The organism is Stenotrophomonas sp. Steno-C18, from assembly GCF_056393195.1.
The window spans coordinates 195062-208321 of record NZ_JBWJOX010000005.1 but is presented as its reverse complement, the minus strand read 5'-3'; the positions used below and the strand labels follow the sequence as shown (position 1 = coordinate 208321).

The 13260-nt window shown below is 67.4% G+C and carries 13 protein-coding genes; 7 read left to right on the top strand and 6 right to left on the bottom strand.

Annotated elements, in window-relative coordinates:
- Nucleotides 1–24 precede the first annotated feature (24 nt).
- Nucleotides 25–708, top strand: coding sequence for a squalene/phytoene synthase family protein (locus tag AC06FE_RS12345; protein ID WP_478073182.1), 684 nt, complete (start codon nt 25–27; stop codon nt 706–708).
- Between the two features lie 130 nt (nt 709–838).
- On the opposite strand, the gene AC06FE_RS12340 is transcribed toward AC06FE_RS12345, so the two are convergent.
- From AC06FE_RS12340 to yidD, 3 genes are read right to left on the bottom strand one after another with little or no spacing between them, the layout of a single operon-like run.
- A complete protein-coding gene (locus tag AC06FE_RS12340; protein ID WP_478073181.1) occupies nt 839–1690 on the bottom strand; it encodes a M23 family metallopeptidase in 852 nt (283 codons plus the stop codon).
- Nucleotides 1690–3036 (bottom strand): dihydroorotase, encoded by a 1347-nt coding sequence (locus AC06FE_RS12335; protein WP_478073180.1) that lies wholly within the window; start codon nt 3034–3036, stop codon nt 1690–1692. Before AC06FE_RS12335 ends, AC06FE_RS12340 begins: the two co-directional genes overlap by 1 nt.
- Before the next feature lies 1 nt (nt 3037).
- Complete coding sequence (gene yidD / locus AC06FE_RS12330) at nt 3038–3310, bottom strand: membrane protein insertion efficiency factor YidD (protein WP_132866063.1); 273 nt, start codon at nt 3308–3310, stop codon at nt 3038–3040.
- A gap of 260 nt (nt 3311–3570) precedes the next feature.
- On the opposite strand from yidD, the gene dksA reads away from it, so the two are divergent.
- A complete protein-coding gene (gene dksA, locus AC06FE_RS12325; RefSeq protein ID WP_478073179.1) occupies nt 3571–4656 on the top strand; it encodes an RNA polymerase-binding protein DksA in 1086 nt (361 codons plus the stop codon).
- On the top strand, nt 4610–5182 hold the full coding sequence (locus AC06FE_RS12320; protein WP_478073178.1) for a nucleoside deaminase: 573 nt from the start codon (nt 4610–4612) through the stop codon (nt 5180–5182). Before dksA ends, AC06FE_RS12320 begins: the two co-directional genes overlap by 47 nt.
- A 174-nt stretch (nt 5183–5356) precedes the next feature.
- Here the strand turns inward: AC06FE_RS12320 and AC06FE_RS12315 are convergent, their stop codons facing one another.
- The 3 genes from AC06FE_RS12315 to cysS all read right to left on the bottom strand — a co-directional run bounded on the left by AC06FE_RS12315 (nt 5357) and on the right by cysS (nt 8604).
- Nucleotides 5357–6601, bottom strand: coding sequence for an MFS transporter (locus tag AC06FE_RS12315; RefSeq protein WP_478073177.1), 1245 nt, complete (start codon nt 6599–6601; stop codon nt 5357–5359).
- The gene (locus AC06FE_RS12310) at nt 6598–7038 is read right to left on the bottom strand and encodes a SufE family protein (protein ID WP_132862997.1); all 441 of its coding nucleotides are present in this window, start codon (nt 7036–7038) and stop codon (nt 6598–6600) included. Before AC06FE_RS12310 ends, AC06FE_RS12315 begins: the two co-directional genes overlap by 4 nt.
- Nucleotides 7039–7236: 198 nt before the next feature.
- Nucleotides 7237–8604: a cysteine--tRNA ligase gene (gene cysS, locus AC06FE_RS12305; protein ID WP_478073176.1), complete on the bottom strand. Its 1368-nt coding sequence runs from the start codon at nt 8602–8604 to the stop codon at nt 7237–7239.
- 165 nt (nt 8605–8769) lie between these two features.
- Between cysS and AC06FE_RS12300 the strand changes: the two genes are divergently transcribed.
- The 4 genes from AC06FE_RS12300 (at nt 8770) to AC06FE_RS12285 (ending at nt 13259) form a co-directional block, all read left to right on the top strand.
- Nucleotides 8770–9321: a hypothetical protein gene (locus AC06FE_RS12300; RefSeq protein ID WP_132862999.1), complete on the top strand. Its 552-nt coding sequence runs from the start codon at nt 8770–8772 to the stop codon at nt 9319–9321.
- 303 nt (nt 9322–9624) lie between these two features.
- The gene (locus tag AC06FE_RS12295; RefSeq protein WP_192286072.1) at nt 9625–10635 is read left to right on the top strand and encodes an N-acetylornithine carbamoyltransferase; all 1011 of its coding nucleotides are present in this window, start codon (nt 9625–9627) and stop codon (nt 10633–10635) included.
- A 143-nt stretch (nt 10636–10778) separates the two neighbouring features.
- The gene (locus AC06FE_RS12290) at nt 10779–11969 is read left to right on the top strand and encodes an argininosuccinate synthase (protein WP_132863001.1); all 1191 of its coding nucleotides are present in this window, start codon (nt 10779–10781) and stop codon (nt 11967–11969) included.
- Nucleotides 11970–12161: 192 nt separating this feature from the next.
- The gene (locus AC06FE_RS12285) at nt 12162–13259 is read left to right on the top strand and encodes an acetylornithine deacetylase (protein WP_192286070.1); all 1098 of its coding nucleotides are present in this window, start codon (nt 12162–12164) and stop codon (nt 13257–13259) included.
- Nucleotide 13260: the final 1 nt, after the last annotated feature.

Below are 13260 nucleotides of genomic sequence, written 5' to 3'. Positions count from 1 at the left end.
ACCAACGAACATCGAGGTAATGACGTGAGCAGTGCGCTGGACAGCTTCCTGGACAAGTGGCGTGAGCGGTGGCCGGAATGGGTCTTCGTCGAGCGCTTCGTCGAGGAGGGCATGCGCGAACGCGCGGTGGCGTGGTTCGCGCTGCTGCAGGAGTTCGATGACATGCTCAACGTCAGTGGTGACCCCACGCCATCGGACGCCAAGCTGGCGTGGTGGGGTGAGGAACTGCGCAGTTGGGACAGCCAGCGCTCGCGGCATCCGTTGGGTCGCGTACTGGAGCCGGTGCGTGCGCCATGGGCGCAGCTGGCCGATGCCCTGCCAGGCCTGGTCGACGCGCGCGAGCGTGTTGCCGACGGGGCCCAGGCGCGCGCCGGATTGGCGGGCTATGCCGCTGCGGTAGCCGCGGTGGAGGCGGCGATGTTCAAGCAGGCACCGGCGAAGGCGGCCGGAGAGGCCGTGCTTACCCAGACCCTGGCGCACCGGGTGCAGGAGCTGGGTGCAGCGGTGGTGCCGCTCGCCGCCGGCGACGAGGCGCAGTGGCAGCGGCAGTTGCTGGTCGCATGGCCGTCGCGGGTGGCCGGCCCGCGCCCGCGTCGTCTGTACGCGTCGCTGGCCCGCGCCCGCCTGCAGGCCGTGCTGAAGGGCGGGCAGTACCAGCCCAGCCCGGCCGCGTTGCTGTGGCGCAGCTGGTGGGCCGCGCGCGGGTAAGGCCGTCCGCTTCGCACCTGAAGGCGCTCCTGCAAACCGCAGGAGCGGCCTTGGCCGCGAAGCTGGAAGATGTTCCGCCAGTCGCAAAGCCCGGTTGCCGACGTTGCCGGCTTCGCGCCTGAAGGCGCGCCTACCTTGCGCGTTCCAGCACCAGCAGCGGGTCGATCCGCGTGTCGAACCAGTTCATACCCCAATGCAGGTGCGGCCCGGTCGCGCGCCCGGTGGCGCCGACCGCGGCGATGGTCTGGCCCTGCTCGATGCGGTCGCCGACCTTCACGTCGATGCGCGAGAGGTGCAGGAAGTTGGAACTGATGCCGAAGCCATGGTCGAGTACCAGCGTGCCGCCGGTCAGGTACAGATCCGGGTTGGCGAAGGTGACGATGCCGGCCGCCGGGGCCTTCACCGGCGTGCCGGTCGGCACCGCGATGTCCATGCCGGAATGGCCACTGCCCGGTTGCCCGTTGTAGACCCGGGCGTTGCCGAAGCGGCCACTGATGCGGCCCTGCACCGGCCACGCGAAGGTCTGGGTGAAGTCGGTGCGGTTGTCGTCGCGCCGCCGTGATTCGGTCACCAATGCCTGCTCGCGGGCAATGCGCTCGGCGATGGCGGGCGGCGGGTTCACTGTTTTCGGCGGCACGCCGTTGACCCGTTCGGTCGGCCAGTCGCGTGGGGTCACCACGATGCTGGCGGTTTCGCTGCTGCCATCCGGGCGACGCACCTGCACCTGCAGCGGTCCCTTTTCGTCGCGACCGATGCCGAACACCACGCTGCCGTAGCTGCTGACCCGCAGGTCACGGCCGGCATAGCGCACGCTGCTGCCCACAGGCACCTTGCCAATCACCATCGCGCCCTGCGAGGCACTGGCCGGGAACACCACGCGGTTGTCGACCAGCTCGCCGATGCCGTCCTGTGCCTGCACGGACGGGGCGGTGAACAGGGGCGCGGCCAGCAGCAGCGCCCCGAACAGGAAGGACGAACGCATCAGCGGTCGTAGGTCATGCGCTGGCCGGCCGGCGCGCCGACCAGCTTGCTGCCGTCCCACACCAGTTGGCCATTGACCCAGGTGGAGGCGATGCGCGAGCGGAAGGTGGTGCCTTCGAACGGCGACCAGCCGCACTTGGACAGCACGTCCTCACGCTTGACGGTGAACGGCACGTCCTCCACCAGCACCAGGTCGGCGAAGTAGCCCTCGCGCAGGAAACCGCGCTGCTCCACGTCGAACAGCTGCGCCGGCGCATGGGCGAACTTCTGCACCACCTGCTCGCGGGTCAGCTTGCCTTCGTGCACGCGCTCCAGCGCGGCGACCAGCGCGTACTGCACCAGCGGCAGGCCGGACGGCGCCTGGGCGTAGGGCTTCTGCTTCTCTTCCCAGGTATGCGGGGCGTGGTCGGTGGCGAGTACGTCGAGCACGTCGTCGGCCAGCGCGGCGGTGATCGCCTCGCGATCGGCCACGTCCTTGATCGCCGGGTTGCACTTGATCAGGTTGCCCTTGGTGGCGTAATCCGGGCGGGCGAAGTGCAGGAAATGCACGCAGGTTTCGGCGGTGATCTGCTTGCGGCTGCCATCGGCGCGGATCAGCGGGCCTTTCTCGAACAACGCCAGCTCATCGGCGGTGGAGATGTGCAGCACGTGCAGGCGGGTGCCGTGCTTGCGTGCCAGCGACATCGCCAGCCGGGTCGACTTGATGCAGGCCTCGCGCGAACGGATGTCCGGGTGCATCTCCGGGGTCAGTGCGTCGCCGTATTTGTCCTGGAACGCCTTCAGGTTGGCGTCGATCATCGGCGTGTCTTCGCAGTGCGTGATGATCGGGGTCGGGCACTCGCGGAAGATCGCGTCCAGGGTTTCCGGGTTGTCGACCAGCATGTTGCCGGTGGAGGCGCCCATGAACACTTTCACGCCCGGCGCCTTCTTCGGGTCGAGTACGCGGATGGCCTCGAGGTTGTCGTTGCTGGCGCCGTGGTAGAAGCCGTAGTTGGCCCAGGCGCGGCCCTTGGCCAGTTCGTACTTGGCTTCGAGGATGGTCGAATCCAGCGTCGGCGGGTTGGTGTTGGGCATGTCCATGAAGCTGGTCAGCCCGCCGGCCACGGCCGCGGCCGATTCGGTGGCGATGTCACCTTTGTGGGTCAGGCCCGGTTCGCGGAAATGCACCTGGTCGTCGATCATGCCCGGCAGTAGCCAGCGTCCGGCGGCGTCCACCACCTGTTCGCCGTCGCGCGGGGACAGTCCGCTACCGATCTGCGCGATGCGGCCGTTCTCGATGCGCAGGTCGCCATCGAAGGTGCGGCCTTCGTTGACCATGCGGGCGTTGGTGATGAGCGTGGAGGACATGTCAGTGTTTTCCTGTACAGCGGCAAGAGGGGGAATCGGGCCGCCCCGGTACCGGGTCGAAACCGCCGGGATGGAAGGGCTGGCAGCGGCCCAGCCGCAGCAGCGTCAGCCAGCAGCCACGCAACGGCCCGTGTACGCGGATGGCTTCCATCCCGTATTCAGAGCAACTGGGGACAAAACGGCAGCGCGGCCCGAGCAGGGGGCTGATGAAGCGCTTGTACAAGCGCAGTACGGCGATGAGTAGGCGGCCGATCACCCCCGAATGATATGCCAGTTGGCATTGCCATTGGATTTGTCGCACGATGCGCGGACGGCTGCGGCAATGCCTGCGGGTTTTGCCGAGCCAGCCAGGGGCGGATGGCTCCTGGTTACGTTCCGAACTGCGCGAAACGGTCCGGTGACGCCACCGGACCTGTATTGCACGGGTCGGGCATCCGTTCAGGCAACGGGGCCCGGCGCGGTTGCTGCTGCTGGTCGGGTAGGCTATAAAGGCCCGCTTTCCCGGGCCCCGGGGGAAACAAGGAAGAGCGTTTCGTGGCTGCTAAAAAACCTGCAAAGAAGGCCGTCAAGGTCGCCAAGAAAACCGCCAAACCTGTAGTCAAGAAGGCGGCGTCCAAGCCGGTTGAAAAGAAGCCGGTCGCCAAGGCTGCCAAGCCGGCCGCCAAGAAGGCTGCAGCGCCCGCCAAGAAGGCGGCTGGTGCCAAGAAGGCGGTGGCCAAACCGGTGGCTCCGGCCAAGAAGGCGGCGCCCAAGCCCGCCGTTGCCAAGAAAACGGCTGCCAAGCCGGCAGCACCTGCGAAGAAGGTGCCCGCCAAGCCGGTGGCCAAGCCCGCGGCAAAGAAGGTGGCGGACAAGCCCGCTGCCAAGCCCGCAAAGACGCCGGCCACCCCGCCCGTGGTCAAGTCCGTACCGAAGCCGGCCGCCAAGCCGGTGACGGCCAAGCCTGTCCCGGCCGAAGTCGCCAAGAAGGTTGCAGCACCGGCCCCCAAGCCGGCCGCCAAGCCGACGCCCGCGCCCAAGGCCCCGCAAATCAAGAATCCCGTGCCTGTTTCGAAATCCCCCGTCAAAACCACCGTCGTCAAGTCCGCAGCGCCTGCAGCCGTCCGTCCGGTCGGCAAGGTGGCGGTTGCCGTAACCGCCCGTTCGGCGGCCCCGGCACCGCGCAGCAAGTACAAGGTTGTCGAATACAAGACCGACGAAGCGTCCGGTCGTCCGATCCTGCCGGCCGGCTACAAGCCCAGCGCCGACGAGGAGTACATGAGCACGCTGCAGCAGGAGTACTTCCGCCAGCGCCTGCTGCAGTGGCGCGCCGACCTGGTCGAGGAATCGAAGCAGACCATCGAGAACCTGCGCGACGAAGTGCGTGACATCGGCGATGAAGCCGAGCGCGCCACCCGTGAGACCGAGAACTCGCTGGAACTGCGTACCCGCGACCGCTACCGCAAGCTGATCGGCAAGATCGACAGCACGCTCAAGCGCCTGGAAGCCGGAGATTACGGCTACTGCGTGGACACCGGCGAAGAGATCGGCCTGGACCGCCTGGAAGCCCGTCTCACCGCCGAGCGCACGATTGATGCGCAGGAGCGTTGGGAGCACCTGCAGAAGCAGCAGGGCGACTGATCGTCCCGGCGTGATGCACCCTGCAGAACCCCGCCCTGGCGGGGTTCTGTCTTTCTGGAGGTGGGAGAAGATGTCAGAGCAGGACGTTTTCATGCGCCGCGCGCTGGAACTGGCGCGCGCGAACATCGCCGCCGGTGGGCGCCCATTCGGTGCGGTCCTGGTGAAGGACGGCAAGGTGCTGGCCGAAGCGGCCAACGGCATCCATGCCAGCCACGACCCGACCGATCACGCGGAGATGCGCGCCATCCGCCTGGCCAGTGCTGTGCTCGGGAGCCCGCGCCTGGATGGCTGCAGCGTGTATGCCAGCGGCCATCCGTGCCCGATGTGCCTGGCTGCGATGTACCTGTGCGGGATCCAGCAGGCCTGGTTCGCCTATTCGAATGAGGACGCAGAGCCGTTCGGCCTGTCGACCGGCGCGGTGTACGCACGCCTGGCCGAAGGACCGGCGGCACCGGCCTCCGGCCTGCGCCAATGGAAGCCGGCGGACGAGCAGGGGCTGTATGCGGAGTGGGGAATGAAGTCGTAGCGGGCAAGCGGCGCCCTCATCCGCCCTGCGGGCACCTTCTCCCGCAGGCGGGAGAAGGCAGGGTGTTCGAGATTGCATGGAACGCTTGGGTCCATCCGACTGCCGGGCTGTTGTCGGCGCTCCCTTCTCCCGTGGACGGGAGAAGGTGCCCGCAGGGCGGATGAGGGCAGGCCTTTACTGCAGGTCGCGCAGGTTCAACCGGCGCAGCTGCGGCGCCTTCCAAGCGGTGACCCCGGCCACGCCAAGCACCGCGCAGCCGCCGATGACCACCGCCGGGACCAGTCCCAGCCAACGGGCCATGGTGCCGGCATAGAACGCGCCCAGCTCATTGGACGAACTGATGAAAATGCCGTTGATCGAGGATACCCGGCCGCGCATCTCATCCGGCGTGGCCAGCTGGAGGATGGTCGAGCGCACCACCACCGACACACCATCGCAGGCGCCATAGAACAGCAGGATCGCCGCCGACAGCCAGAAGTGCTGGGACAGCCCGAAGGCGATTACGCACAGGCCGAAGCCGGCCACCGCGAACAGCAGCACGCGCCCGGCATTGCGTTGCAACGGCCGGCGCGCCAACCACAGCCCCACGCAGATCGAGCCCAGCGCCGGCGCCGCGCGCAGGATGCCCAGGCCCTCCGGGCCGTAGTGCAGGATCTCCTGGATGAAGGCCGGCAGCATCGCCACCACGCCACCCAGCAGCACCGAGAACATGTCCAGCGCCATTGCGCCGAGCATGATCTGGTTGCCCAGCACGAAGCGCGCGCCTTCGGCGATGCTGGCGAAGATCGGTGCGCGCGTCTGCGGCGGGGGCGGTTCGCTGACCCGGAGCGAGGCCAGCGCGAGCAGCGCCAGGGTAGCCATCACCGCGGCCACGCCATAGGACAGGCCCTTGCCGCCCCAGCCGACCAGCACGCCGCCCAGTGCCGGGCCGACCACCATGCCGGTCTGGAACACCACGCTGCCGAAGCCGGCCCCGCGCGCGAACTGCTCGCGTGCCAACACCCGCGCGAACAGCGCGTTGTAGATCGGTGACAGGAAGGCGCGGACCATGCCGGTCAGCGCGATGGCCAGGTAGATCGGCCAGACGCCCTTGAACGGCAGCCAGCCCATCGCCACCGCTGCCAGCACCACTGCGGTGGCGATCAGGCCGAGGCTGGCCGCCATGCCCAGCCTGCGGCGGGGCAGGTGGTCGACCAGGTAGCCGGCGAACGGCGCCACGCAGAAGAACGGCAGCACCTCGGCCAGGCCGATCAGGCCCAGCGAGAACGGATTGCGGGTGATCTCGTAGATGTGCCAGCCGACCGTGACCGCGACGATCTGGTAGGACAGCATCGCGGCGATACGGTACAGCAGCAGTGACGCGAAGCCCGGCTGGCGCAGCAGGGCCAGGGCGCTGGTGTCGCCGACGGGGGCGCTCACCGCGACTGCGCTTGGGCGGTTTCGCGGATGAAGGCCAGCATCGCGGCCAGGCCGTTGCTGCGGGTCGGCGAGAGGTGCTTGGCCAGGCCGATGGCGGCCACGTAGTCCGGCTCGGTGGCCAGGATCTCGGCGGCCGAGCGACCGGAGTAGACGCGCAGGGCCAGGTAGATCAGGCCCGAGACGATGGCCGAATCACTGATGGCATGGAAGACCAGCTTGTCGGCGTTGCCTTCCGGGACGATCCAGACCATCGACTGGCAGCCGAGCAGGCGGTGCTCCTCGGTCTTCCATTCTTCCGGGAAGGTCGGCAACTTGCGGCCGAGGTCGATCAGGTATTGGTAGCGCTCGGACCAGTCGCCGAAGAAGGAGAACTCGTCGGCAATGGCGGCCTGGGCGTCGGCGGGGGTGGGTTCGAGCGGGAAAATCGTGTCGGTCATGGGGGTTCCTGTTCTTGCCCGCTCCAGTTGACGGGCGGGCCGGTGGGGCGGGCGGTTCTGCCCTCACCCCAACCCCTCTCCCGCGTGCGGGAGAGGGGCTTCAAGCGTTGCAGTCGCTCAGTTTCGCCTCAGCGTGCGCTGGGCTGAACCCCTCTCCCGCACGCGGGAGAGGGGTTGGGGTGAGGGAAAACAGAGGCCTCAGCCGCGCTTCCACCGCACGCCCTGCGGGGTGTCTTCCAGCACGATGTTCTCCGCCGCCAGCTGGTCGCGGATGGCATCGGCACGGGCAAAGTCACGGGTCTTCTTGGCGGCGATGCGCTCGTCGATCAAGGCCTGGATGCGGGCATCGTCGCCGGCTTCGGCGCCGCGGCTGAACCACGCCGCCGGCGCCTGCTGCAGCAGGCCCAGCGCCAGGCCGGCACCGAGCAGCTCGCGCTTCAGGCGGGCCTTGTCCAGGGCGCTTTCGGCCTTGCGGGCCTCGGCCGCCAGTCGCGCCACTTCGGCCAGTGCCAGCGGCGTGTTGAGGTCATCGTCCAGCGCCGCCTCGACCGCGGCCGGGATCTGCGCGGTCGCCTCGACATCGGCCAGGTCACGCAGGGTGCCGTACAGCCGGTCCAGGGTGCGGACCGACTGCTCGATCAGGTTGTCCGACCAGTCCAGCGGCTGCCGATAGTGCGCCGACAGCAGCGCATAGCGCAGGGCCTCCGGCGGGTGCTGGCGGACCAGGTCGTGGACGCGCTCGATGTTGCCCAGCGACTTGCTCATCTTGGCGCCGCCGAAGTTGAGCATGCCGTTGTGCAGCCAGAAGCGGGCGAAGGTCTGCCCGCCATGGGCGCATTCGCTCTGCGCGATCTCGTTCTCGTGGTGCGGGAACTGCAGGTCCACGCCACCGGCATGGATGTCGATGGTCGGGCCCAGGTGGGCGGCGGCCATGGCCGAGCATTCGATGTGCCAGCCCGGTCGGCCACGGCCCCAGGGCGAGTCCCAGCCCGGCAGGTCGTCGCTGGAGGGCTTCCACAGCACGAAATCACCGGCATCACGCTTGTACGGGGCCACCTCGACGCGGGCGCCGGCCAGCATTTCCTCCGGGTCACGCCGCGAGAGCTTGCCGTAGTCCTTGAAGCTGCCCACCGAGAACAGCACATGGCCCTCGGCCGCGTAGGCGTGGCCGCCGTCGATCAGGTCCTGGATCATCGCGATGATGTGCGGGATATGCGCGGTGGCTTCCGGCTCGATGTCCGGCGGGACCACGCCCAGCGCAGCCATGTCCTCGCGGTAAGCCGCGGCGAAACGGTCGGTGATGGCCGAGATCGGTACGCCCTGTTCCTTGGCCGCGGCGTTGATCTTGTCATCCACGTCGGTGATGTTGCGGGCGTAGCGCAGTGCACCATGGCGGCGGCGCAGCAGGTCGGCCAGTACCCCGAAGACGACCGGGCCACGGGCATTCCCGATGTGGACGTAGTTGTAGACGGTGGGGCCGCACACATACATGGTCGGGGCGGAGGGATCGAGCGGAGCGAACGGCTCCAGCTGCCGCGTCAGGTTGTTGTGCAGGCGCAGGGTCATGGTCTTCCGGGGGAGGAACGAATCGCCCAATTCTAGCGGTCCGGGCCGGGCGGGGCACAGCCGGGCTGGGCAGAACGCCTGCGGATGGGTAATGTTCAGGCCCGGGGCAGTTCGCCTGCCTACACTATTGTTGCCCCCCATCCCGGGCCTTGATCGAATTCATTGATGAAATCCGCTCCGTTTCTGTTGTTTGCCAGCCTGTTCGCCGCCGGTCCCGTTGCGGCCCAGGCGCAGGACGGTGACCAGCGCAATCGCGTGGTGATCATGGAGAACGTGCGCTACGACTATGCGCAGGTGCTCAATGTCGAGCCGGTCTTCCAGACCCTGCGCGCCACCCGTACCGAAGAGCACTGCGAGCCGGTATCCACCCGCACGCTGGCCCCGGTGCAGGTCAAGGGCGAGGAGGAGAAGGGCGGTTTCCGCCGTTTCTGGGATTCGGTGCGCGGCATCTTCACGCGCGGGGAAGGCGAGGAGGCGGTCGAGGACAGCAGCCAGGTCCATCACCCCGGCGCCAGCGCGCTGCTGACGCCCGAATGCAGGATCGTCGAGGTCGGCCGCGAGTTCCGCAGGCCCATCGCCTACGACGTGGACTACGTCTACAAGGGCATCAAGTTCCGCTCGCGCCTGCCGGAAGATCCGGGCAACCGCCTGAAACTGCGGGTGTCGATCACCCCGGATATCGGCCAGTCGTTCGAAACCACCCCGAGCATCCCCTGATGCTGCGCCGCGGCACTTGCGTGCCGCAGGGCCGCATGCGAGTATTCGGCGCTATGAAGGCGAACAGCTTCCAGCACGAAACCAGCACCGCCCGGATGGCCTCCGGCATGACCTCGCGTGCCCGCCGACCGGAATCCCACATATTCGCTGGGTAAGCCGGAGCTTCGTGCTGTCTGTTCGGAAAACCCAGCCCAGGCTGGGTTTTTTCGTTTTCGCGCCACCAAAAGTTTCAAACGCAATGAGTCGCGCCCCGGCGCATCCAACCGCCGGCAACGGCAACTTCCCGCAGCAAAGGATGGATTGATGTCTCTGAAGCACTTCTTGAACACCCAGGACTGGAGCCGGGCCGACCTTGATGCACTGCTCGCCCAGGCGACGCGGTTCAAGCAGAACAAGCTGGGTGACGAGCTGAAGGGCAAGTCGATCGCCCTGGTGTTCTTCAACCCCTCCATGCGTACCCGCACCAGCTTCGAGCTGGGTGCCTTCCAGCTGGGCGGGCATGCCGTGGTGTTGCAGCCGGGCAAGGACGCGTGGCCGATCGAGTTCAACCTGGGCACGGTGATGGACGGTGACACCGAGGAGCACATCGCCGAGGTGGCCAAGGTGCTGGGCCGCTACGTCGACCTGATCGGCGTGCGCGCGTTCCCGAAGTTCGTGGACTGGGCCTACGACCGCCAGGACATCGTGCTCAAGAGCTTCGCCAAGTACTCGCCGGTGCCGGTCATCAACATGGAGACCATCACCCACCCGTGCCAGGAGCTGGCCCACATCCTGGCGCTGCAGGAGCATTTCGGCACCACCGACCTGCGCGGCAAGAAGTACGTGCTGACCTGGACCTACCACCCCAAGCCGCTGAACACGGCGGTCGCCAACTCGGCGCTGACCATCGCCACCCGCATGGGCATGGACGTGACCCTGCTGTGCCCGACCCCGGATTACGTGCTGGACGAGCGCTACATGGGCTGGGCCGAGCAGAACGTGGCCGAGAGCGGCGGTTCGCTGCAGGTCAGCCATGACATCCGCAGCGCCTACGCCGGTGCCGACGTGGTCTACGCCAAGAGCTGGGGCGCGCTGCCGTTCTTCGGCAACTGGGAGCCGGAGAAGCCGATCCGCGACCAGTACAAGCACTTCATCGTCGACGAAGCCAAGATGGCGCTGACCAACAACGGTGTGTTCAGCCATTGCCTGCCGCTGCGCCGCAACGTGAAGGCGACCGACGCTGTCATGGATTCGCCGCAATGTATCGCCATCAATGAAGCCGAGAATCGCCTGCATGTGCAGAAGGCGATCATGGCGGCGTTGGCCGGCAAGTAACGCTTGAGCCCCTCTCCCGAGGGAGAGGGGTTGGGGTGAGGGTAACGCCTTGCCCCAGATGCACCTTCATTCGTTCGCCCCCTCCCCAACCCCTCCCCCGGAGGGAGAGGGGCTTAAAGATCAACAGCAGAGACTTCTTCCCCATGAGCAAAGACATCGTCCTCGCCTTCTCCGGCGGCCTCGACACCAGCTTCTGCGTGCCCTACCTGCAGGAGCGCGGTTACAACGTGCACACCGTGTTCGCCGACACCGGCGGCGTGGATGCCGAGGAGCGTGACTTCATCGAGAAGCGTGCCGCCGAACTGGGCGTCACCAGCCATGTCACCGTCGACGGTGGCCCGGCGATCTGGGAAGGCTTCGTCAAGCCGTTCGTGTGGGCTGGCGAGGCCTACCAGGGCCAGTACCCGCTGCTGGTGTCCGACCGTTACCTGATCGTCGATGCCGCGCTCAAGCGCGCCGCCGAACTGGGCACCAACATCATCGCCCACGGCTGCACCGGCATGGGCAACGACCAGGTGCGCTTCGACCTGGCGGTGAAGGCGCAGGGCGACTACGTGATCGTCGCGCCGATCCGCGAGATCCAGAAGGAGCACACCCAGACCCGCGCCTACGAGCAGAAGTACTTGGAGGAGCGCGGCTTTGGCGTGCGTGCCAAGCAGCAGGCCTACACCATCAACGAGAACCTGCTGGGCCTGACCATGTCCGGCGGCGAGATCGACAAGTGGGAAGCCCCGGGCGAGGGTGCACGCGGCTGGTGCGCACCGCGCAGCGCCTGGCCGATCGAGCCGTTGACCGTGACCTTGAAGTTCGTCGAAGGTGTGGCTGTTGAACTGGACGGCAAGGCGCTGCCGGGTGAGCAGATCCTGGCCAAGCTCAACAAGCTGTTCGCGCCGTATGGCGTGGGTCGTGGCGTCTACACCGGCGACACCGTGATCGGCCTGAAGGGCCGCATCGTGTACGAAGCACCGGGCCTAGTCTCGCTGCTGGCCGCGCACCGCGCGCTGGAAGACACCGTGCTGACCAAGCAGCAGAACCGCTTCAAGCCGGAAGTGGCGCGCAAGTGGGTGGAGCTGGTGTACGAAGGCTTCTACCACGACCCGCTCAAGTACGACATCGAGGCGTTCCTGAAGTCCTCCCAGGCCAAGGTGACCGGCGAAGTGGTGCTGGAAACCCGCGGTGGCCGCGTCGACGCGGTGGCGGTGCGCTCGCCGTACATCCTCAACGCCAAGGGCGCGACCTACGCGCAGTCGGCGGACTGGGGCGTGGAGGAAGCCGAAGGCTTCATCAAGTTGTTCGGCATGAGCTCGACGCTGTACGCGCAGGTCAACCGCTGAGCCGTTGAAGTCCCTCTCCCGCGTGCGGGAGAGGGGTTGGGGTGAGGGTAGCTTCTGCTTCTGTCGTTGTTTGCTCTCAAGGCAAACGCGGCAGGGCAAAAGGCTCCCCCATCCGCCCTCCGGGCACCTTCCCCCGCATGCGGTGGAAGGGATGCCTTCGATCACTGACCTGATGACCTGCCGCTGCCCACCATGACGACCTTGCTCGAATCCACCCTGCAGCACCTCGAAGCGCTGGTGTCCTACGACACCCGCAACCCGCCGCGTGCGATCACCACCGGTGGCATCTTCGATTACCTGCGCGACCACCTGCCGGGCTTCAACGTCGAGGTGATCGACCACGGTGCCGGTGCGGTCAGCCTGTACGCGGTGCGTGGCACTCCCCGTTTCCTGTTCAACGTGCATCTGGACACGGTGCCGGATTCCCCGCACTGGAGCGCCAACCCGCACGTGATGCGCCGCCTCGACGACCGCGTGGTCGGCCTGGGCGTGTGCGACATCAAGGGGGCCGCCGCCGCACTGGTGGCCGCCGCCAATGCCAGCCAGGGCGACGCCGCGTTCCTGTTCTCCAGCGACGAGGAAGCCAACGACCCGCGTTGCATCGCCGCCTTCCTGGCACGCGGCATCCCTTATGAAGCGGTGCTCGTGGCCGAGCCGACCATGAGCGAGGCGGTGCTGGCGCACCGCGGCATCAGCTCGGTGTTGATGAAGTTCGCCGGCCGCGCCGGGCATGCCTCCGGCAAGCAGGACCCGTCGGCCAGTGCACTGCACCAGGCCATGCGTTGGGGCGGCAAAGCGCTGGACCACGTCGAGTCGCTGGCACATGCGCGCTTCGGTGGACTGACCGGCCTGCGTTTCAACATCGGCCGCGTCGAAGGCGGCATCAAGGCCAACATGATCGCGCCGGAAGCCGAGCTGCGTTTCGGCTTCCGCCCACTGCCGTCGATGGACATCGATGCGCTGCTGGCCACCTTCGCCGGCTTCGCCGAGCCGCAGGCCGCGCATTTCGAGGAAACCTTCCGTGGCCCGAGCCTGCCCTCCGGTGACATCGCCCGGGCCGAGGAACGCCGCCTGGCCGCGCGCGACATCGCCGACGAGCTGGGCCTGCCGATCGGCAACGCCGTTGACTTCTGGACCGAGGCCTCGCTGTTCTCGGCCGGCGGTTACACCACGATGGTGTACGGCCCGGGTGACATCGCCCAGGCCCACACCGCCGATGAGTTCGTCACGCTGGAACAGCTGCAGCGTTACGTCGAATCGGTGCACAGCATCCTGCAACGCGGCGCCTGAG

Excerpts from the sequence above, each read along its gene's own strand:
- AC06FE_RS12335 (WP_478073180.1), bottom strand. The coding sequence starts at position 3,036 with ATGTCCTCCACGCTCATCACCAACGCCCGCATGGTCAACGAAGGCCGC.
- AC06FE_RS12320 (WP_478073178.1), top strand. The coding sequence starts at position 4,610 with ATGCGCAGGAGCGTTGGGAGCACCTGCAGAAGCAGCAGGGCGACTGAT.
- cysS (WP_478073176.1), bottom strand. The coding sequence starts at position 8,604 with ATGACCCTGCGCCTGCACAACAACCTGACGCGGCAGCTGGAGCCGTTC.
- AC06FE_RS12340 (WP_478073181.1), bottom strand. The coding sequence starts at position 1,690 with ATGCGTTCGTCCTTCCTGTTCGGGGCGCTGCTGCTGGCCGCGCCCCTG.
- AC06FE_RS12310 (WP_132862997.1), bottom strand. The coding sequence starts at position 7,038 with ATGACCGACACGATTTTCCCGCTCGAACCCACCCCCGCCGACGCCCAG.
- AC06FE_RS12295 (WP_192286072.1), top strand. The coding sequence starts at position 9,625 with ATGTCTCTGAAGCACTTCTTGAACACCCAGGACTGGAGCCGGGCCGAC.
- AC06FE_RS12300 (WP_132862999.1), top strand. The coding sequence starts at position 8,770 with ATGAAATCCGCTCCGTTTCTGTTGTTTGCCAGCCTGTTCGCCGCCGGT.
- AC06FE_RS12290 (WP_132863001.1), top strand. The coding sequence starts at position 10,779 with ATGAGCAAAGACATCGTCCTCGCCTTCTCCGGCGGCCTCGACACCAGC.
- AC06FE_RS12285 (WP_192286070.1), top strand. The coding sequence starts at position 12,162 with ATGACGACCTTGCTCGAATCCACCCTGCAGCACCTCGAAGCGCTGGTG.